Origin of the sequence: Anaeromassilibacillus sp. SJQ-1, from assembly GCF_046693725.1 — a bacterium.
Taxonomy (GTDB): domain Bacteria; phylum Bacillota; class Clostridia; order Oscillospirales; family Acutalibacteraceae; genus Anaeromassilibacillus.
The window spans coordinates 1-18,472 of the sequence record NZ_JBKEIV010000038.1; the positions used below are offsets into that span (position 1 = coordinate 1).

Below are 18,472 nucleotides of genomic sequence, written 5' to 3' on the forward strand. Positions count from 1 at the left end.
ATGTTATCATCTACTTCGTTGGTTGTCCAGCCGATATTAACCAGAAACGACTTCCATACTCGTGTGAGTTTTCGCATTTATAGTGAAATCGCTTGCGCATTTTCGTGCGCCGCTTGATTGTCGGGAAATTCGAGTTTGAACATGATGTTCGATGCGATCTCCTGTGCCATGACACACGGTTTTCCAGGTAGCAAGCCGTGGAGCCAACAGGGTCACTTGAAGTTCTTGTGCCCGTCCCCAGGATATGACCGGCACTTTGCCATTACAGAGTATTTTGGTTTTGAACTGGTCACGGTTCCCATGACATCGGAAGGCCCGGATATGGATGTCGTGGAGGAACTTGTTCAAAATGACCCGCACAATCAAAGGAATATGGTGTGTGCCAAAGTACTCCAACCCGACCGGTATCACATACTCCGATGAGACGGTTCGCCGGTTTGCAGCGTTGAAACCCGCAGCTCCGGATTTTAAAATCTTCTGGGACAATGCGTATTGTGTACATGATCTGACCGATACGCCCGACACCCTGCTAAACTTGTGGCATGAATGCCGCAAACAACACAGCATCGATATGCCCATCTTTTTTGCATCCACCAGCAAAATTACTTTCCCCGGCGCCGGCGTTGCAGCGATGGGAAGCCAGTGAACATAATTTGACTGTGTTCCGCGAGCATTACTCCTATCAGACGATCGGCCCGGATAAGTTGAACCAACTGCGCCATATCTACTTCTTTGGCAATTTGGACGGCGTAAAGTTGCAAATGGAAAAACATCGAGCGATCTTGGAACCGAAGTTCCAGGTGGTGCAGGAGAAGTTGGAAACAGAGCTCGGTGGAAAAAATGTTGCAGAATGGACCCAACCGAATGGAGGTTATTTTGTCAGCGTAGATGTATTGGATGGTTGCGCAAAGCGTGTGGTTTCGCTGTGTAAGGAAGCTGGTGTTACCTTGACAGGAGCGGGTGCGACCTTCCCCTATCAGAAAGACCCGAGGGATCGTGAATATCCGTGTGGCGCCCACCTATCCGCCCGTTTCTGAGTTGGAACTGGCGATGGACCTATTCTGCATTGCAGTACAGCTTGCTGCGGTAGAAAAGCTTCTTTCGGAAAGGGCATAAAGAAATGTATGAAAAAGCAGCGGAGGTGTTGTTGAACACATCTGCTGCTTTTTTTCGTTTTTTATTCATAAAGGGGAGGACCGACATATTCTGTTCATGTTTTCTGGTTGCTTTAGGCAAAAAAATGGACAAAAAATAATTTTATTGGCCGATTTGCACCAAATTCGTTGACTTTTTAGAATAAGAAATCTATAATAGTCTTTGTTACGTCTGCGGGGCAGCGCAGAAACCATAAGACATTGGAGGATTTACGCATGAAGCGAGTAGGAAAACCAGTATTTTTCATCGTCGCCCTCCTTATCTTGGTTTTTACCTATACCTCTTTATTTGGGGTACACGGTCAAAACGGAGATAACACCATCACCTACATAAAAGGTGCGAGCGACATTCGATGGGGAATCGACATCAACGGTGGCGTAGAGGCCACGTTCAGTCCGGATACCGAGGGCGTGAAAGCCACGGAGGACCAGCTGAATTCCGCAAAGGCGATCATTGAGCTTCGCATGGTCAACCAGAATATCACGGACTACGAGTTGTATGTGGACTATAATCAGGATCATATCATCGTTCGTTTCCCGTGGAAAAACGATGAGACGACCTTTGATCCGGAAGCCGCTATTGAAGAGCTCTCTGCAACCGCTATGCTGACGTTCCGTGAAGGCAACGAGTATGCGACGCAGGAGACGGATGCGGATGGCAATCCGGTCTATAAGACGCCGACGGGTACAACGGCCGACACGGTTATCTTGGAAGGCAGCGACGTCAAAAAGGCAGAGGCGCAGATGATTCAAGACCCGACTACTGGCGCAACCGAGTATGAGGTAGGCTTGGAGTTGAGCGATGAAGGCGCACAGAAGTTTGCAGAAGCGACGGAACGCCTACAGGGACAGATCATCTCCATTTGGATGGACGACGTGATGATTTCGTATCCGACCGTCAATGCCGTGATTTCGGATGGTAAGTGTTCCATTACGGGCGGCTTTACTGCTGCGGAAGCCTCCGATCTGGCGAATAAGATCAATGCCGGTGCGTTGCCCTTTAAGCTTGTTACAACCAATTTCAGCACGGTCAGCCCCACGCTGGGTGCTTCGGCTCTGAACGCAATGGAAATTGCTGGCATTATTGGATTTATTCTGGTGTGCCTGATTATGTTGATTGTCTACCGCCTGCCCGGCTTTGTAGCAATCATCGCATTGCTCGGACAGATCGGCCTCTGCTTTGCGGCTGTGTCCGGCTATTTCCCATTCCTCAACAGCTTTACGATGACCCTGCCCGGCATCGCAGGTATTATTCTATCGATTGGTATGGGCGTTGACGCGAACGTCATTACGGCGACCCGTATTAAAGAAGAAGTGAACTCCGGTAAGACGTTGGACGGCGCCATTCAAAAGGGTAATGCCAACAGCTTCTGGGCAATTTTTGATGGCAATATCACCACGATCATGGTGGCGCTTATTCTGATGATGGTCTTTGGACCGACCAATATCCTGTCTTGGATCTTCGGACCGTCTACGACGGGTTCTGTCTATTCCTTTGGTTACACGTTGCTGGTTGGCAACATCGGCAACTTCATCATGGGCGTCGGTGCTTCCCGCTTGATGTTGAAATCCATCTCCGGGTTCAAGTGCTTCCGCAATAAATGGTTATATGGAGGTGCCGCGAAATGAGAACGTTTCACATCAAATTCTGCGAAAAGAAAAAGATTTTCTTCGGAATTTCGCTGGCCATTCTAGTGATTGGCGTGATCTGCAACATTTTCCTCGGTACCAAGTTGGACATCCAGTTCACCGGTGGTGCGGTAATCCGTTATTCTTATAATGGCACCATCCAGCAGGAGGACGTGGAGCAGATTGTTAAGGATGCCAGTGGGAAGGATGTCTCTGTCCGTATTCATGAGGATATGTCGACGGTAAATGATCCAACCCAGGCGAACAACAGTGTATCCATCTCCTTTGCGGGGATCGATTCGATTTCCCTGGATCAGCAGCAGAGCATTGCAACCGCGCTGGATGAAAAGTATCCGGATGCAAATTTTGAAGTGGTCGAGTCGAACTCGGTGAACCCGACGATGGGCCAGAGCTTCTTGCTGAAGTGCGCGATTGCCGTGTTAATTGCATTTGTACTCTTGCTGATCTATGTTGGTTTCCGTTTCAGAAAGATTGGCGGTGTCACTGCGGGCCTGATGTCGATCGTTGCGCTGTTGCACGACGTATTGATTGTTTACTTTGTTTTCGTCGCCTTCCAGATGCCGATTAACGACAGCTTTATGGCGGTTGTATTGACAATTTTGGGATATTCGTTGAACAATACGATCATCATCTATGACCGTATTCGTGAAAATCGCCGCCTTATGGGACCGAAGATTTCCTATGCGGATCTGGTAGATACCAGCATTAATCAGACGTTGACCCGCTCCATTTATACATCTCTGACGACTTTTGTGGCGATCGCGGCTGTATTTGTGGTGGGAAGCATTTATGGCTTGACTTCTGTTACAACGTTTGCCCTTCCGATGATGGTGGGTATTGTAGCTGGATGCTATTCTTCCGTTTGCATCGCAGGACCGCTTTATGTAGCGTGGGAGGAGCGCAAGGAAAAGAAGAGCGCTCCGGCGGCTTCTGTCGAGAACAATTGAGTTGGTTTGAGGAGTCCGTCAGGGTTCCCTAAAACAACGCCGTTGAACGTAGATTCAACGGCGTTGTTTTTATATCGATGAATTTTCTGGTGGGGTATTCCCCAACAAATGATACGGAATGCAAGCATGAATAGGGCTGGGTTCTTTTTTACAAAAAGAACCCAGCCCTATTTTGCAAGTTTATTGGCCTTCAGAGTGGAATTGCGTTAGCCATTCCTTTGGCGTTTTTCCAGAAGCCTTGACCGCTGCATAGAGGGATTCCATTTCGGTCTTTTCAATGGCAGCGCAAAGTTTCTTTCGATGCACTTTTAGATTGGATAACTGTTGCTTATAATATGCAATACGGTCATCCACTTTCGTAAGCTCCTCCGTGAGATTCTCAAGCGTTTCTTTTTTTCTTCCGCGTGGCATTTATCTCCTCCTCTCGCATGCAGAATGGGATAGAGTTAGTATACGCGGAAAAAGAGAAGAAAACACGGGAAAATACGGACATGCGGAATTTATACATCTGCCGGTGATAGAAATATGAAGGACAGATTGCGCCGGATAGGGAGTTTCACCACAAAGGCTTTACTGGATGAACGCCACACGGGCCAATTTCCTACGCCTTTGGTTCCTGGCTCAAGGAGGAATCCCGTGGGCGACGGGTCAATGGATTTGGTGTAAGTGTTGTTTCATAAAAGCGTTGCTTGTCCTCGTACATGGCACGATCAGCTAATGTGATTAAATTTCTTAGGTTTTCGGCGCTTTCCTGCCACTGAGCACCTACGGCTACAGGAAGCTGTTCTTTTGCAAGAGAATCTTTTAGGGTACGGACCAGCTTTAAAAATTCCTCTTGGGATTTCTGTGAGGAGATAATTACAAACTCATCCCCGCCGGTTCGGTAGAGGTTTGCTTCCTCGAAAACCAAACGCATACACTCGGAACAACGTTTTAGAGCCTGGTCGCCATAATAGTGGCCGTAGCAATCATTGGTCTCCTTAAGTCCATTGAAATCCAAATAAACCACACCGATCGGCCCCCTGGATTTTGTGATCTCTGGAATATCCAGTGTATATTTATTGCGGTTATAAACCCCGGTCAATGTATCGTGGAGACTTAAATGCTGTAGCCGTTGTTCATCGGCATGTCGCTGAAAAGTAACCATGATGAAATACCGAAGCGTCTCCAGCAGGGAGACGATGTTTCGAATTTTTTCATGCGGCGGGTTGTCCACCCCAAAGTATCCATTGATCCGTCCGTTTTCCTCCAGAGGAGCAATCACCATATTTTGGATGTCCTGCGGGGAGAGAACATCATAGACCCGTTCTCCTTTAATATCTTCAATATCTTTCATGATGATGCACTGGTGATTGTCCAATTCATTTTGCCATGGAACAACAATGGACGGGTCCAGCCCCTGCAAGAAATCGATTTGCGGGAGGACGCCCTCACGACACCATTCGTAGGTATTGTCCATTTTGTCACCACGAATTTGAAAGATGTAAGCGCGGTCGGCTGAAAGATATTGTCCAATCATTTGCAGGACACAGTTGATCGCTTTGTCTAAATCTCGCTCCTGATAAAGAATTTTGATACAGTCCAAGACAATCTGTTGCGAGTCCAACGCATAGCGAAGCTCGTTCTTTTCCTTTTCATAGTTGGTTACATCAAAAGCAATTTCCAAACGGGCAAGACGTCCCTGCCATTCGATCAAGCGGTCTTTTAGAAAATAATGCCGGCCTGTAACCGGGTTTGTAAATTCCCAGCCATAACTTTTATCGGTATGTAACACTTGATTTGTACAAAATGGGCAGGGAGAATCACGCTTTTGGAGAACCTGATAACATTTTCCGCCGGCAGCCGCATTAGAAGAGAACGCTTTTCTTCCCGCTTTATTCATATATAAAAGATCGTATGTCTCCAGATCAGATACATAGATCAGCTCTGTAATCTCGTCAATTGAATTGAGAAGACCCGTGAAGTCCTCTGATTTATCCGCCATATCCCATTCTCCTCACAACAATATAAAGAAGCTACAACCTACTCCTCAAAATATCCGGTTAAACCGGACGAAATGCTTTACTAAGAGAAAGCCGCCTAGTCTGGCCAGCGATAGAAATCATCAAGGAACCAAATCTGTTTTGCTTCGAAGGTTTGCCCATTCAAATATTCCAGAATACCGGCAGGGGTTGAAAAATGAAAACGTAGTTTATAGGAATACAATGCTTGGTATTTAAAACCACAGTCTTTGTTGATGGCATTGGTTCCATATTTCCCATCGCCGGCAAGGGGATGCCCAATAGAAGCAAGATGCGCCCGAATTTGGTGCGTACGTCCAGTCAAAAGCTCAACCTCCAGCAGGCTATACCGCGCACGCTCGGCCAATACACGGTAGCGTGTCCGAATGCTTTTGGTATCGCTGGTAGGACGCCGGGATATATAGACTCGGTTTTGGCTCTCGTTTTTTTCTAAAAAACCTTCTAAGGTTTCCTCACGCTTAGGCATATGCCCATGGACAATGCAGAGGTACAGTTTTGTGAGTTCCCGTTGTTTGACCTTTTCGTTCATAATGCGCAAAGTTTCTGCGATTTCAGCCGCCATCACAATACCGCCGGTGTTGCGGTCGATTCGATTAATCAATGCAGGGGCAAAAGACGCTTCATTTTCCGGCTTAAATTCCCCTTTCTCATAGAGATAATGTTGCACCCGCGCAATCAAAGAATCGAAATGATAGTGCTCATCTGGATGCACAATCAGACCGGGTTTTTTATCCAACAGCATCAGATTTTCATCCTCATATAGAATGTTTAACTGATTGGGCGCTTTCAGAAAATCGTATTCTTTTGGTGCTTGTTGGAAAAATTCGTCTTTTAGATACATAGTTAGCACATCCCCCGCAGACAGCCGGGTGGATATTTCGCAGCGTTTTCCGTTGCACTTGATGTCCTTTTTTCGGATACTTTTGTACATCATGGATTGCGGCAAATTAGGATATGTTTTTGTTAGAAATTTATCAAGCCGTTGGCCTGCATCATTTAAGCCGATGGTCACCTGTTTCATAAATGTCCTCTTTCTGTGAAAGGATTGGAACTTGAGTTGAGGCTTCCGCGCCTAGGACGCGGGCTGCAAGAAAGGACAGAGGGATTCCGTAAAAAAGCATAAATTCCCCCTGATTCATCAATCCTTTCAAATGAAATATACATAGTTATTATAGCATGAAACTTGTCCTAAAGAAAGACCGCCTTTCATTGACAGAAACTGTCAGTGGTGCTATAATCTTTATCAAAAGAAAATGAAATATGGACGTTTGCGGGGGAACTGCTTTTGCGGTTGAGAAGGTAAAACCTGACCCTTAGAACCTGTCGGTTAATACTGTCGTAGGGAAGCAAAGCCAATGAAGATTGGAATGGGAGCGCTTGCCGGGAGGCAGGCGTTTTTTTGTGCCTGTTTTCACGAACAGGGGGCGAACGGCCGAAAGAAAGGAAGGATGTCTGTTGAAAAAAGCATTGACAATCGCCGGCTCGGATTGCAGTGGCGGCGCAGGAATTCAGGCGGACTTAAAGACTTTTTCCGCGCACGGTGTCTATGGGATGAGTGTGATCGTCTCCGTTGTAGCGGAGAATACCAGCCGTGTCATCGCCATTGAGGATGTGTCCCCGGATGTGATTCGCCAGCAGATCGATGCGGTGTTTGAGGATATCCGGCCGGATGCAGTCAAGGTGGGAATGCTTTCCCAGCCGCCGTGCATGGAAGCGGTGGCAGAAAAGCTACGGGAGTATCGGCCGGAACATGTGGTGATTGATCCTGTGATGTATGCCAAAAACGGATGTCCGCTCATGGACCCTTGTTCGGTAGATCGGCTAATTCAAACAGTCCTCCCGTTGGCTACACTTCTGACGCCGAACATTCCGGAAGCAGAAAAAATCGCAGGATGTTCCATCCGCTCTATCGAAGAGATGGAAGAGGCTGCCCGGCGAATTCAGGCGATGGGGCCGAAAGGGGTATTGGTCAAGGGCGGCCATGCACAGGGGGACGCGGTGGACGTGCTATTTGATGGAAAACAGATACACCACTATACCGCGGAACGAATTCCAACCAAGAACACCCATGGCACTGGATGTACCTATTCCTCCGCAATTGCCGCAAATCTAGCGTTGGGATTGGAGATGCCGGTCGCGGTAGAACGTGCAAAAGCTTATGTCACCATGGCGATTCGCCACGCGTTGTCTATTGGAAAGGGATATGGCCCCACCAACCATTTTTACGACGTCTATAGGAACGGTTTGACCAATGGCGCGGAGATTGAATAAAGGAGACAGAAACATGGAATATAAGACGCAAATGGAAGCAGCGAAAAAAGGAATTGTTACCAAAGAACTTTCTGTTGTAGCACAAAAAGAAGGGTATACGGAGGAAGAACTTCTTCCTCTGGTGGCGGCAGGGCGGGTAATCATTCCCGCAAATGTACGGCACAAGTCTCTGAACCCGAATGGAGTGGGCGAGGGGTTGCGGACAAAAATCAATGTGAATTTGGGGATTTCCGGCGATTGCGCCGACTATTGTGCAGAAATGCAGAAAGTTCAGCTGGCGGTGCAATTCGGTGCGGAAGCCATCATGGATTTGAGTAACTATGGGAAGACGCGTGAATTCCGCGAAAAACTGATCGAATATTCCCCTGCAATGATTGGGACCGTCCCGGTTTACGATGCCATTGGCTACCTGGAAAAGGACCTGATGGATATGACAGCGCAAGATTTTCTCAAGGTTGTGCGCGCCCATGCGGAAGAGGGGGTGGACTTTATGACCATCCACGCAGGCATCAATCGCCGTGCAGTGGAAGGTTTTGAGCGTTCCAAACGGAAGATGAATATCGTGTCTCGCGGCGGTTCCTTGTTGTTTGCCTGGATGAAGATGACTGGAAACGAAAACCCCTTCTATGAATACTACGACGAAGTGATGGATATCCTGCGGGAATACGACGTGACCATCAGTTTGGGGGATGCGCTTCGCCCCGGTTGCCTGGACGATGCGACCGATGCGGGGCAGATTGGCGAACTGATCGAATTGGGAAATCTGACCCAGCGCGCTTGGGAGAAAGACGTACAGGTGATGGTAGAGGGGCCAGGCCATATGGCCATGGATGAGATTGCAGCCAACATGAAGATGGAAAAACGCCTTTGCCACGGAGCCCCGTTCTATGTGTTGGGGCCGCTGGTGACCGATATTGCTCCGGGATACGATCATATTACATCGGCGATCGGCGGCGCGATTGCAGCAGCAAATGGGGCGGATTTTCTGTGTTATGTGACCCCGGCGGAACACCTGCGTTTGCCGGATCTCTCCGACGTGCGCGAGGGGATTGTCGCATCTAAGATTGCGGCTCATGCGGCGGACATCGCGAAAGGGGTACGCGGGGCGCGCAAGCAAGACGATGCTATGGCAGAAGCCCGCCAGCGCTTTAATTGGGAGGAGCAGTTCCGACTGGCAATCGATGGGGAGAAAGCCAAGGCCTATTATGAGAGTGTTCCGGCCTCCGATAAGCACAGCTGCTCGATGTGCGGCAAGATGTGTGCAGTCCGCACAACCAACCGCATTCTCAGCGGGGAGAGCGTTGAGATTCTGCAAAGCGAGATTAAGAAATGATGGGGATTGAAAACGTACAGGCAGCCATTTTCGATCTGGACGGGACTTTGCTCGATTCGCTGCATGTCTGGGAGGAAATCGACGAGGAGTTCTTGCAGAAGCGCGGCTTAACCGTACCGGATGGATATTGCGAGTGCATCGCTTCGATGGGGTTTCTCGATGCAGCGGCTTATGCCAAGGAGCGGTTTCACTTTCCGGAGACTCCGGAGGAAATTGTGGCAGAGTGGAACAGAATGGCGATCTATCGGTATGGAAATATTATCCAGATGAAACCTGGCGCACGGGACTACTTAGAGAAGTTGCGCGGGCAGGGGATTGTGCTGGCAATAGCGACGGCGCTGCCAAAAGAGCTTTATTGGCCCGCTTTGTGCCACCATGGAATTGAAGGATGGTTTGGTGCAATAGCATCGACGGAGGAAACCAGCAGGGGAAAGGGATTCCCCGATGTCTACTTATTGGCAGCGAAAAAATTGGATGTTTTGCCAGAAAGCTGTGTGGTATTTGAGGATATACTCCCCGGAATTCAGGGGGCACGCACAGCCGGCATGCATACGGTTGGCGTATACGATGCTTGTTCTGGAAGTACGCAAGGGGAATTGAAAAAGTTGGCGGACGTTTATATCCGTAGCTTTGAAGAACTCTTGTAGAGAGGCTACGGAATGGGCGCGCCATCGATCCTAGAGATGGTGTAAGAGTTCGATATGGAGAGTAAAAGCGGGAATCTTCTTTCTACAGAGGAAGTCCCGCTTTTTCTGTGTTTATGCGTCTTTTGCCATATGTAAACTTATATTGCCCATAAAAAAGAGAGGGAAGAATCTGTTCCCACAGGATATATGCAAAAGAAGAAATAGTAGTCATCCCTTCCCCGAACAGGCTGTTTTTATTTTGAGATTATGGCATGGCAAGAAGATTCCCAGTGTTTTCCTTGACAAGCTGATAGGGAAACTGTTAAAATAAGAATACTTATGAAAAAAGGCCTTCCGAGGCCGAAAAAACAAGAAAACGGCAGAGAATTGCCAGTTGAATTGAGATGATAATGTGATCAAAAGCATGACCGGCTACGGCCGGTTCGAAGGGGTCGTTGAGGGGCGGCAGATTACGGTGGAGATCAAATCGGTGAACCACCGTTATTTCGAATTCTCTTCCCGAATTACCCGTGGATATGGGTTTCTGGAAGAGCGGCTCAAGGGGTATTTGCAGGAACGGGTTTCGCGTGGGAAGGTGGATGTGTATGTATCCATCGAGACTTTGGAGGATGCAGATGCTCAGGTGCAGGTGAATCATTCCCTGGCGGCGGGATATGTCCATGCGCTGCATGAACTGGCGGAGCGCTATAACTTGCGGGATGATCTCTCGGTGAGTACGGTATCCCGATATTCAGAGATTTTTTCCGTGCATAAAGCGCCGGAGGACGAGGATGCGATATGGGCAGTGGTCCAAAAGGGGGCGGATTGTGCGATGGAGTCCTTCCTTGCCATGCGCGAGCGGGAAGGCCAACGCATGAAAGAAGACGTGATCTCCCATGCAGAGCGAATCCTTCGGTTGGTCGACCAGATCGAAGAACGCTCTCCACAGACGGTGTTGGAATACCAGCAAAAACTCCAGGCCCGGTTGGAGGAGATGTTGGCGGATGCCAAGATTGACGAGCAGCGGATTTTAACTGAGGCGGCGATTTTTGCGGATAAAGTTGCAGTAGCAGAAGAGACTGTCCGGCTGCGCAGCCATTTCGATCAAATGCACCAGATGTTGGAATCTGCCGAGCCGGTGGGCCGTAAGCTGGATTTCCTGGTGCAGGAGATGAACCGAGAGGCAAACACCATTGGGTCTAAGGCGGTGGATTCACAGATCGCCTATCTGGTGGTAGACATTAAAGCAGAGATCGAAAAAATCCGGGAACAGATTCAAAATATTGAATAAAGATTGGCGATAGGAGGCATTTTCAACATGAAGCTCATCAACATCGGCTTTGGCAATATGGTTTCTGCAAACCGGCTGGTTGCCATCGTCAGCCCTGAGTCTGCGCCAATCAAGCGTATCATTCAGGATGCCAAAGAGCGCGGCTCTTTGATTGACGCAACCTATGGACGCCGCACCCGTGCGGTGATTGTGACCGATAGCGACCATGTGATTCTTTCTGCGGTGCAGCCGGAGACGGTTGCAAACCGCCTGAATGACCGCGATGAGGACCTTGAGGACGAGGAGGAGCTCGACGAAGATGACTAAGGGATCGATGGTTGTACTTTCCGGCCCTTCGGGTGCAGGAAAGGACACGATTCTCCATATGCTTTTGCAGCGGGACCCGAGTATTAAGCTCTCCATCTCCGCCACGACACGCAAACCGCGTGAAGGGGAAGTGGATGGGCAACACTACTATTTTGTTACGCGGGAACAGTTCCTTGGTATGCGAGAGCGCGGTGAAGTGCTGGAAAGCGCTGAGTACTGTGGGAATTTTTACGGTACACCGGAGAAGCCGATCCGCGACTGGATGGAAGCAGGAAACGACGTGATCCTGGAAATTGAGGTTCAGGGTGGCGCACAGATCAAACAGAAGTGTCCGGATTGTGTGGGAATTTTTATTCTACCACCTTCGATTCGGGAATTGGAACGCCGCTTGCGCGATCGCGGAACAGAGAGTGAAGAGGCGATTCAAAAGCGTCTGGATGCAGCGCGTGGGGAGATCTTACACGCGAAAGAGTATGACTATGTGGTCATTAACGACACGGTTGAAAACGCCGTTGAGGCGATTCAGCAGATTCTCCGTGCGGAGAAATACAGCAAACGCAGAAATTTCGATACAATAGAAGGAGTCCTGAACCATGATTAAACCGATTGAAGATTCCAGCCTTGGCCCAAATCAGAGCCGCTATTCCTTTGTAGTGGGGATTGCAAAGCGCGCCCGCGAAATCGCTGGTGAAGCAGAAGAGAAGGGGGATATTTTAATCGAAAAACCCGTGGACCTTGCTCTGGAAGAGTATGCGGAACACAAATTTAAGATCGTCGAGACCCCGGAACCCAACGATGATGATCTGGAAATGTAATGTCCATTCTTTTTGCACGGGTGGCGGTAGAGAATACCGCTTATCACTTCGACAGAACGTTTGACTATCTCGTTCCAGAAGCACTTTTGGAGCAGGCGAAGCCAGGGTGTCGGGCGTTGGTGCCGTTTGGCGCGGGAAATTCCCAACGGCTGGCGATGATTTTAGAGATTTCCCCGGAAAAGAAAACCCAAAACGAGATGAAACAAGTGGTGGCGGTGCTGGATGAAGCGCCGCTTCTTACTAGTGAAGCGATTTCGTTGGTCTATTGGCTAAAGGATCGTTGTTTTTGTACGTTATTTGAGGCGGTGAAGCTACTGCTTCCTGCGGGAATCAATGTTCGCTTAAAGACCGAGTACACTTTGGTGCAAGGAAAAGCGCAGGAAATGGAGACGTTTTCTGTAGAAGAGCGAACCGTTCTGCAATATCTGGCAGGGTGTTCCAGGCCGGTTGAGCGGGAAAAACTATTGAAAGCAACGGGACTTCCGGTGGAGAGCACCGCTCCTGAAAAGCTCTTTAAACGTGGTTTTTTGCAAAAGACAGGTGCTGCTGTACGGCAGATTAAAGATGCGGCACAGAAGATGGTGCGCCTTACCGATGAAGAGCCTCTTTCTAAATTGACGCCCAAGCAAAGAGCAGTCTGCCGGATTTTACAGGAGGCCGGCAGTGCGTCTTTGAAGGAAGTCTGTTATTTTGCAGGGGTCACGCCTGCTGTGGTGAATACCCTGGTGACAAAAGGCGTGGCCTGTTATTACGAGACGGAGATTTACCGCAATCCATATGACCAAGTGCAAAATCCAGTGGTGCAGCAGGAGCTTCTTCTCTCAGATGAGCAACAGAGTGCTTATCAACACCTGTTGGCGCAGTACCGTTCAGGGATGGGCGGTGTTTCTCTGCTGTTTGGGGTGACTGGAAGCGGTAAGACCTCGGTCTTTATGCGGTTGATCGATGAGGTGCTTGCTGATGGAAAACAGGCCATCGTGATGGTGCCGGAGATTTCTTTGACTCCACAAAGTCTAGCGCGGTTTCATCAGCGATATGGACGGCGTGTAGCGGTGTTTCACAGCGGTCTATCGCTCTCTGAGCGGCTGGACGAGTGGAAACGCGTGCGTCGCGGAGAGGTTTCCATCGCGGTTGGAACGCGGTCCGCGGTTTTTGCACCATTTGATCACCTGGGTTTGGTCGTTATGGATGAAGAGCAGGAGCACACTTATAAATCGGAATCTTCGCCTCGTTACCATGCACGGGATGTTGCAAAATTTCGATGTGCATACCATAAGGCGCTTTTGGTGCTGGCTTCTGCGACGCCATCGATTGAGAGCTATTACTTTGCGCAGGTAGGGCGTTATACATTTAACCGGTTGCCCAGCCGCTATGGCGGTGCAAGGCTTCCTCAGGTTCGTTTTGTGGATATGAACCGGGAGCTTGAGGCTGGAAATGAGAGTATCTATAGCCGCGCTCTGTTGGCAGAATTGGAAAAAAATATAAAAATTCATAAGCAGTCCATCATTTTGTTAAACCGGCGTGGTTACAATACGTTTGTGTCCTGCAAATCATGTGGAAATGTAGTTACCTGTCCCAATTGCAGCATATCCTTGACTTATCATGCGGCTAATCAGCGCTTGATGTGCCATTACTGCGGGTACTCGGTGCCGTTTTCCACAGAGTGTCCAACCTGCCATGCGGACAAAGTTCATTACGCGGGATTCGGGACGCAGAGGGCGGAACAGCAATTGTTGGAACTTCTTCCGGAGGCACGTGTTTTGCGGCTTGATACCGATGTGGCGATGACGCGCTTTGCCTATGAGGAAAAGTTGCAGAGCTTTGCCCGTGGGGAATACGATGTGATTGTTGGCACGCAGATGGTAGCAAAAGGATTGGATTTTGAAAATGTGACACTGGTGGGCGTTCTCTCGCAGACCAGGCCCTTTATGGGGATGATTTCCGCAGCTATGAGCGCGCGTTTGATCTACTGACCGAAGTGGCCGGGCGGGCCGGGCGCGGTCAATATGCAGGGGAAGCCATCATCCAAACATTCACACCGGAAAATTCCGTGCTCGCCTTAGCCGCCCGGCAGGATTACCCTGCCTTTTACGAGGGGGAAATTGCCGTACGCAAGGGGATGCTGTATCCGCCGTTCGCCGACCTGTGTGTGGTGGGATTTGTCGGTATACATGAGGAAAAAGTGGCACGCGCAAGCGAAGCTTTTTTGCAAATGTTGCGTACTTTGGCCCAAGCAGAATATCCGCAGGAGCCGATGCGGGTTTTAAATCCTTCTCCCGCATTAATCGGCAAGGTCAGCAATAAATATAGGTATAAATTAATCGTGAAATGCCGGAACAGCCGGAGTTTCCGCCAGATGATTTCCCGGCTGTTGATTGCCTTTGCAAAAGAACGGACGTTTCGGGATGTGACCGCCTTTGCGGACATCAATCCGGATAGGATCTTATAAACGACGGCTCAAAAGCAAGAGTATGATATTGGAGGAATAAAAATGGCAATTCGTAATATTGTAAAAGATGGGGACGAAATCTTGACAAAAGTTTGCCGGCCCGTCGATAAATTCGACGAAAAATTGGGCATTCTGTTGGACGACATGATCGAGACCATGAAGTCCGCGGATGGAGTCGGCCTTGCAGCGCCTCAGGTGGGCATCCGCCGCCGCATAGTGGTGATCGACGTGGGGAGCGGGCCGATTGAGATGGTCAATCCGGAGATCGTCGAACAGAGCGGCGAACAGGAGTGCGTCGAAGGATGCCTGTCCTTCCCAGGACAATATGGGATCACAAAGCGCCCAATGCGTGTTTTGGTGCGCGCCCAAAATCGCGAGGGAAAAACGTTTGAACTGGAAGGGGAAGAACTGCTGGCGACCGCATGTTGCCACGAGATCGATCATCTCAATGGCGTGGTCTTTAAATCCCACGTTGTGCGGATGCTTTCCCCAGAGGAGCTGCAAAAGCTTCAGTAATCTCACCACGGATAGGATGATGAAAATTGCGGATTCTATTTATGGGAACGCCGGACTTTGCCGTTCCATGCTTGCAAAGTCTATTGGATGCAGGGCACGAGGTGTGCGCTGTGTTTACCCAGCCGGATAAGCCAAAAGGAAGAGGATATGCCATGACGCCGCCGCCGGTCAAGGTGCTGGCGCTTGCGCACAATCTGCCGGTTTATCAGCCAACAACATTGCGCACGCAGGAGGCAGCGCAGCAGATTCGAGAAATGCAGCCAGAGTGCATTGTAGTGGTAGCTTATGGGAAAATTCTTCCGAAAGAAATTTTAGAGATCCCGCCGTATGGCTGTATCAATGTGCATGCTTCTCTGCTCCCAAAGTATCGCGGAGCAGCCCCCATCCAATGGTCGGTGCTCAACGGCGACGCAGAGACCGGTGTCACCACAATGTATATGGCAGAAGGATTGGACACAGGCGATATGCTTTTGAAGGCCCGTACAGCCATTGGGCCTGAGGAGACAGCCGGGGAATTGCACGACCGCCTCGCAAAGATGGGGGCCGAATTGATTGTTGAAACCCTTAGGGCCGTTGCAGAAGGGACGATTCAACGTATACCGCAGGGGGATGCAGAAACCTGTTATGCCTCCATGTTGACCAAAGAGCTTGGAAAAATCGATTGGAATCGCCCGGCAAGAGAGCTGCACAACTTAGTGCGTGGGCTTTCCCCCTGGCCGGTTGCCGAAACCGTTTACCGTCAAAAACGCCTAAAGGTGCACCGGGCAACGGTTGTACCGGGGTTTGGCGGTGCACCAGGCGAAGTTGCCCGCAGGAAAGATCGTTTTGTGGTGGCCTGTGGGGACAACACCGCTTTGGAATTGGAGATTGTCCAATATGAGGGCGGAAAACGTATGGGTGGAAAAGAGTTCCTCTGTGGGCACCGGCTCGACCAGGGCGCAGTGCTCGGTGAGGCAAAGGAGTAACAATTTATGGGATTGTATTATTTTGATTACTCGTATTTCCTTTTTATGTTGCCAGCGCTGCTCATTACGATGTATGCGCAATTTCAGGTAAATTCCACGTTTCAAAAGTATTCGCGTGTGAACACCTACCGCAACATGACAGGAGCGGATGCGGCCATGCGCGTGATGCAGTATGGCGGCGCACAGGGTGTACAAATCCGTCACATCGGTGGGAATCTGACCGACAATTTCAACCCCTCCACTGGAATCATTAGCCTGTCTGACCCAGTGTATGCCGCGACGTCTGATTTCGGCAGTCGGTGTGGCTGCACATGAAGCGGGCCATGCGGTTCAGCATGCACAGGGGTATTTTCAAAACAAAATTCGAGCGGCGTTGGTGCCTGTGACACGGCTCGGCTCCAATCTGGCGATGCCTTTGATTTTGATTGGCCTGATTTTGCCGGTACAATACGACTTTGTCGTAAATATCGGAATTGGGCTGTATAGCCTGTGCGTATTGTTTCAGCTGGTTACTTTGCCAGTGGAGTTCAATGCGAGTGCGCGGGCTTTGCAGGCGTTGGATGCAACCGGAATTTTATATCCGGAGGAATTGGAAGGGGCCAAGAAGGTTTTGCGGGCTGCTGCAATGACCTATGTGGCGGCGACGTTCACGGCGTTGATGTCCCTTCTACGTCTGCTACTGATCTTTGGAAATCGGAGGAATGATCATTGATGGCGGATGCGAGAGCAGCCGCATTGGCGGCTTTGCTACATGTGGATGAAAACGAGGGCTTTTCCAATTTGGTGTTGGATAAAACCCTTGCCCAATTTGCCTTGGAGCCGCGCGATGCGGCCTTGGCATCCGCCATTTTTTATGGGGTTTTGGAACGCCGCCTGACCCTGGACTATTATATTGGACAATTTGCGAGTATCCCCATCCGTAAGATGTCGCCGCAGGTGCGGGAGATCCTGCGTATTGGCGCTTATCAGATTCTATATTTGGAAAAAGTTCCTCCAAGCGCTGCCGTAAATGTAGCTGTTGAGCTGGCAAAGCAGAATAGAGCTGTAAAGGCTTCGGGCTTTATCAATGCGGTGCTGCGGAATTTGCTCCGAAACCTGGAAAAGTTGCATCTTCCGGAGCAGGAGGCAGATCCGGTGCACTTCCTCAGCTTGAAATACTCCTGCCCTGAATGGCTGATTTTGCTATGGCAGAAGGCATATGGGCAGCAGTGTACAGCGGATCTGCTGGATTCCTTGTCCGAGCATCCTCCAATCTATGTTCGTCTGAATAATACGAAGGGCGATGAGGAATACTTACTGCGTCGGCTGATGGAAGAAAATGTAAAGGCAGAAGCCATTACATGGGTTCCGTGGGCTGCAAAAGTGGAGGTAGCCGGTTCGATATCGTCGTTGGGGGCTTTTCAAGAGGGGCTGTTCCATGTACAGGACCTTTCGTCGCAGTTGTGCGCGGCGTTTTTGGGGGCGAAGCCGGGGGAACGTGTGGTGGATGTCTGTGCTGCGCCCGGTGGAAAGACCTTTACCATTGCAGAACAGATGCAGAACACCGGCGAGGTCCTGGCTTTTGACCAATATAAAGGAAAAGTGCGCTTGATTCGCGACGGAGCCAGCCGGTTGGGTTTGACATGTGTACGCGCGGATCTGCGTGACGCGCAAAAGCCCACAAAGCCGTTAGAACCCGCAGATCGGGTCCTCTGCGATGCACCGTGTTCCGGTCTGGGAATTCTTCGGCGTAAACCGGAAATTCGATATAAATTGCCTTGTACCCTTGACAGTTTGCCGGATTTGCAGTACGGTATTCTGAGTAAAACCTCCGAATTGGTAAAAAGCGGGGGCGTTTTGTTGTACTCCACCTGCACGCTGAATCCGGCGGAAAATGGGGAGGTGGCGAGACGCTTTTTGAAAGAACATGCGGATTTTGTGCCGAGGGCATTGCCTGCGCCATTGGGGTTGCAGCATGCAATTGAGGAACCGGAGAACGAATGGACGTTCCTGCCGCATGCACATGGGACGGACGGATTTTTCGTCGCATCCTTTCAGCGGCGATAATTCGGAAGAAAGCAACAATCGGACAGAGGGAAAAAGCATTTGGAAGTTGGGGGCCTGCCCGATTTTCCGGATGGCTGGGAGA

Annotated in this window: 19 protein-coding genes, 1 pseudogene and 1 riboswitch; of the genes and pseudogenes, 17 read left to right on the forward strand and 3 right to left on the reverse strand. The window is 49.8% G+C overall.

Features of this window, described 5'->3' with window-relative positions:
* Positions 1–117: 117 nt before the first annotated feature.
* From ACGCCZ_RS09880 to secF, 3 genes and pseudogenes are all read left to right on the forward strand, one after another.
* Positions 118–1,116, forward strand: a pseudogene (locus tag ACGCCZ_RS09880) (aminotransferase class I/II-fold pyridoxal phosphate-dependent enzyme); the annotation flags it as partial.
* 254 nt (positions 1,117–1,370) lie between these two features.
* Entirely contained in the window at positions 1,371–2,783 is a 1,413-nt protein-coding gene (gene secD / locus ACGCCZ_RS09885) for a protein translocase subunit SecD (protein WP_085532879.1), read from the forward strand.
* Positions 2,780–3,751 carry a protein translocase subunit SecF gene (secF, locus tag ACGCCZ_RS09890; RefSeq protein ID WP_411655925.1) on the forward strand — a complete coding sequence of 324 codons (972 nt, stop codon included), beginning with the start codon at positions 2,780–2,782 and terminating at the stop codon, positions 3,749–3,751. Before secD ends, secF begins: the two co-directional genes overlap by 4 nt.
* Before the next feature lie 180 nt (positions 3,752–3,931).
* Here the strand turns inward: secF and ACGCCZ_RS09895 are convergent, their stop codons facing one another.
* From ACGCCZ_RS09895 to ACGCCZ_RS09905, 3 genes are all read right to left on the reverse strand, one after another.
* Entirely contained in the window at positions 3,932–4,162 is a 231-nt protein-coding gene (locus ACGCCZ_RS09895) for a hypothetical protein (RefSeq protein ID WP_054323392.1), read from the reverse strand.
* A 190-nt stretch (positions 4,163–4,352) separates the two neighbouring features.
* Positions 4,353–5,735: a sensor domain-containing diguanylate cyclase gene (locus ACGCCZ_RS09900; RefSeq protein WP_054323391.1), complete on the reverse strand. Its 1,383-nt coding sequence runs from the start codon at positions 5,733–5,735 to the stop codon at positions 4,353–4,355.
* Positions 5,736–5,830: 95 nt separating this feature from the next.
* On the reverse strand, positions 5,831–6,793 hold the full coding sequence (locus tag ACGCCZ_RS09905; protein ID WP_411655926.1) for an RluA family pseudouridine synthase: 963 nt from the start codon (positions 6,791–6,793) through the stop codon (positions 5,831–5,833).
* A 241-nt stretch (positions 6,794–7,034) separates the two neighbouring features.
* A riboswitch (TPP riboswitch) is annotated at positions 7,035–7,135 on the forward strand.
* 92 nt (positions 7,136–7,227) lie between these two features.
* Here ACGCCZ_RS09905 and thiD point away from each other — a divergent pair.
* The 14 genes from thiD to rsmB all read left to right on the forward strand — a co-directional run bounded on the left by thiD (position 7,228) and on the right by rsmB (position 18,390).
* Entirely contained in the window at positions 7,228–8,043 is an 816-nt protein-coding gene (thiD, locus tag ACGCCZ_RS09910) for a bifunctional hydroxymethylpyrimidine kinase/phosphomethylpyrimidine kinase (protein ID WP_054323459.1), read from the forward strand.
* A gap of 13 nt (positions 8,044–8,056) precedes the next feature.
* Positions 8,057–9,376, forward strand: a complete 1,320-nt coding sequence (gene thiC / locus ACGCCZ_RS09915; protein ID WP_054323390.1) for a phosphomethylpyrimidine synthase ThiC — start codon at positions 8,057–8,059, stop codon at positions 9,374–9,376.
* Positions 9,373–10,023 (forward strand): HAD family hydrolase, encoded by a 651-nt coding sequence (locus ACGCCZ_RS09920; RefSeq protein ID WP_411655927.1) that lies wholly within the window; start codon positions 9,373–9,375, stop codon positions 10,021–10,023. Before thiC ends, ACGCCZ_RS09920 begins: the two co-directional genes overlap by 4 nt.
* 391 nt (positions 10,024–10,414) lie before the next feature.
* Positions 10,415–11,293 (forward strand): YicC/YloC family endoribonuclease, encoded by an 879-nt coding sequence (locus ACGCCZ_RS09925; protein ID WP_054323389.1) that lies wholly within the window; start codon positions 10,415–10,417, stop codon positions 11,291–11,293.
* Between the two features lie 27 nt (positions 11,294–11,320).
* The gene (gene remA / locus ACGCCZ_RS09930) at positions 11,321–11,599 is read left to right on the forward strand and encodes an extracellular matrix/biofilm regulator RemA (protein WP_054323388.1); all 279 of its coding nucleotides are present in this window, start codon (positions 11,321–11,323) and stop codon (positions 11,597–11,599) included.
* Entirely contained in the window at positions 11,592–12,200 is a 609-nt protein-coding gene (gmk, locus tag ACGCCZ_RS09935) for a guanylate kinase (RefSeq protein WP_411655928.1), read from the forward strand. Before remA ends, gmk begins: the two co-directional genes overlap by 8 nt.
* Positions 12,193–12,414 carry a DNA-directed RNA polymerase subunit omega gene (locus tag ACGCCZ_RS09940; protein ID WP_054323386.1) on the forward strand — a complete coding sequence of 74 codons (222 nt, stop codon included), beginning with the start codon at positions 12,193–12,195 and terminating at the stop codon, positions 12,412–12,414. Before gmk ends, ACGCCZ_RS09940 begins: the two co-directional genes overlap by 8 nt.
* A complete protein-coding gene (gene priA / locus ACGCCZ_RS09945) occupies positions 12,414–14,387 on the forward strand; it encodes a replication restart helicase PriA (protein ID WP_411655929.1) in 1,974 nt (657 codons plus the stop codon). The genes ACGCCZ_RS09940 and priA overlap by 1 nt, the downstream gene beginning before the upstream one ends.
* A gap of 5 nt (positions 14,388–14,392) precedes the next feature.
* Positions 14,393–14,863, forward strand: a complete 471-nt coding sequence (locus ACGCCZ_RS09950; RefSeq protein WP_411655930.1) for a hypothetical protein — start codon at positions 14,393–14,395, stop codon at positions 14,861–14,863.
* Between the two features lie 42 nt (positions 14,864–14,905).
* Complete coding sequence (gene def / locus ACGCCZ_RS09955; RefSeq protein WP_054323385.1) at positions 14,906–15,379, forward strand: peptide deformylase; 474 nt, start codon at positions 14,906–14,908, stop codon at positions 15,377–15,379.
* A 26-nt stretch (positions 15,380–15,405) separates the two neighbouring features.
* Positions 15,406–16,344: a methionyl-tRNA formyltransferase gene (fmt, locus tag ACGCCZ_RS09960; protein ID WP_411655931.1), complete on the forward strand. Its 939-nt coding sequence runs from the start codon at positions 15,406–15,408 to the stop codon at positions 16,342–16,344.
* A gap of 6 nt (positions 16,345–16,350) precedes the next feature.
* Entirely contained in the window at positions 16,351–16,659 is a 309-nt protein-coding gene (locus ACGCCZ_RS09965) for a zinc metallopeptidase (protein ID WP_411655932.1), read from the forward strand.
* Positions 16,646–17,056, forward strand: coding sequence for a zinc metallopeptidase (locus ACGCCZ_RS09970; protein WP_411655933.1), 411 nt, complete (start codon positions 16,646–16,648; stop codon positions 17,054–17,056). The genes ACGCCZ_RS09965 and ACGCCZ_RS09970 overlap by 14 nt, the downstream gene beginning before the upstream one ends.
* Entirely contained in the window at positions 17,056–18,390 is a 1,335-nt protein-coding gene (gene rsmB, locus ACGCCZ_RS09975; protein ID WP_411655934.1) for a 16S rRNA (cytosine(967)-C(5))-methyltransferase RsmB, read from the forward strand. Before ACGCCZ_RS09970 ends, rsmB begins: the two co-directional genes overlap by 1 nt.
* Positions 18,391–18,472 lie beyond the last annotated feature (82 nt).

Coding starts and splice junctions, on each gene's coding strand:
- secD (WP_085532879.1), top strand. CDS start 1,371: ATGAAGCGAGTAGGAAAACCAGTATTTTTCATCGTCGCCCTCCTTATC.
- secF (WP_411655925.1), top strand. CDS start 2,780: ATGAGAACGTTTCACATCAAATTCTGCGAAAAGAAAAAGATTTTCTTC.
- ACGCCZ_RS09895 (WP_054323392.1), bottom strand. CDS start 4,162: ATGCCACGCGGAAGAAAAAAAGAAACGCTTGAGAATCTCACGGAGGAG.
- ACGCCZ_RS09900 (WP_054323391.1), bottom strand. CDS start 5,735: ATGGCGGATAAATCAGAGGACTTCACGGGTCTTCTCAATTCAATTGAC.
- ACGCCZ_RS09905 (WP_411655926.1), bottom strand. CDS start 6,793: ATGAAACAGGTGACCATCGGCTTAAATGATGCAGGCCAACGGCTTGAT.
- thiC (WP_054323390.1), top strand. CDS start 8,057: ATGGAATATAAGACGCAAATGGAAGCAGCGAAAAAAGGAATTGTTACC.
- ACGCCZ_RS09920 (WP_411655927.1), top strand. CDS start 9,373: ATGATGGGGATTGAAAACGTACAGGCAGCCATTTTCGATCTGGACGGG.
- remA (WP_054323388.1), top strand. CDS start 11,321: ATGAAGCTCATCAACATCGGCTTTGGCAATATGGTTTCTGCAAACCGG.
- gmk (WP_411655928.1), top strand. CDS start 11,592: ATGACTAAGGGATCGATGGTTGTACTTTCCGGCCCTTCGGGTGCAGGA.
- ACGCCZ_RS09940 (WP_054323386.1), top strand. CDS start 12,193: ATGATTAAACCGATTGAAGATTCCAGCCTTGGCCCAAATCAGAGCCGC.
- priA (WP_411655929.1), top strand. CDS start 12,414: ATGTCCATTCTTTTTGCACGGGTGGCGGTAGAGAATACCGCTTATCAC.
- def (WP_054323385.1), top strand. CDS start 14,906: ATGGCAATTCGTAATATTGTAAAAGATGGGGACGAAATCTTGACAAAA.
- ACGCCZ_RS09965 (WP_411655932.1), top strand. CDS start 16,351: ATGGGATTGTATTATTTTGATTACTCGTATTTCCTTTTTATGTTGCCA.
- rsmB (WP_411655934.1), top strand. CDS start 17,056: ATGGCGGATGCGAGAGCAGCCGCATTGGCGGCTTTGCTACATGTGGAT.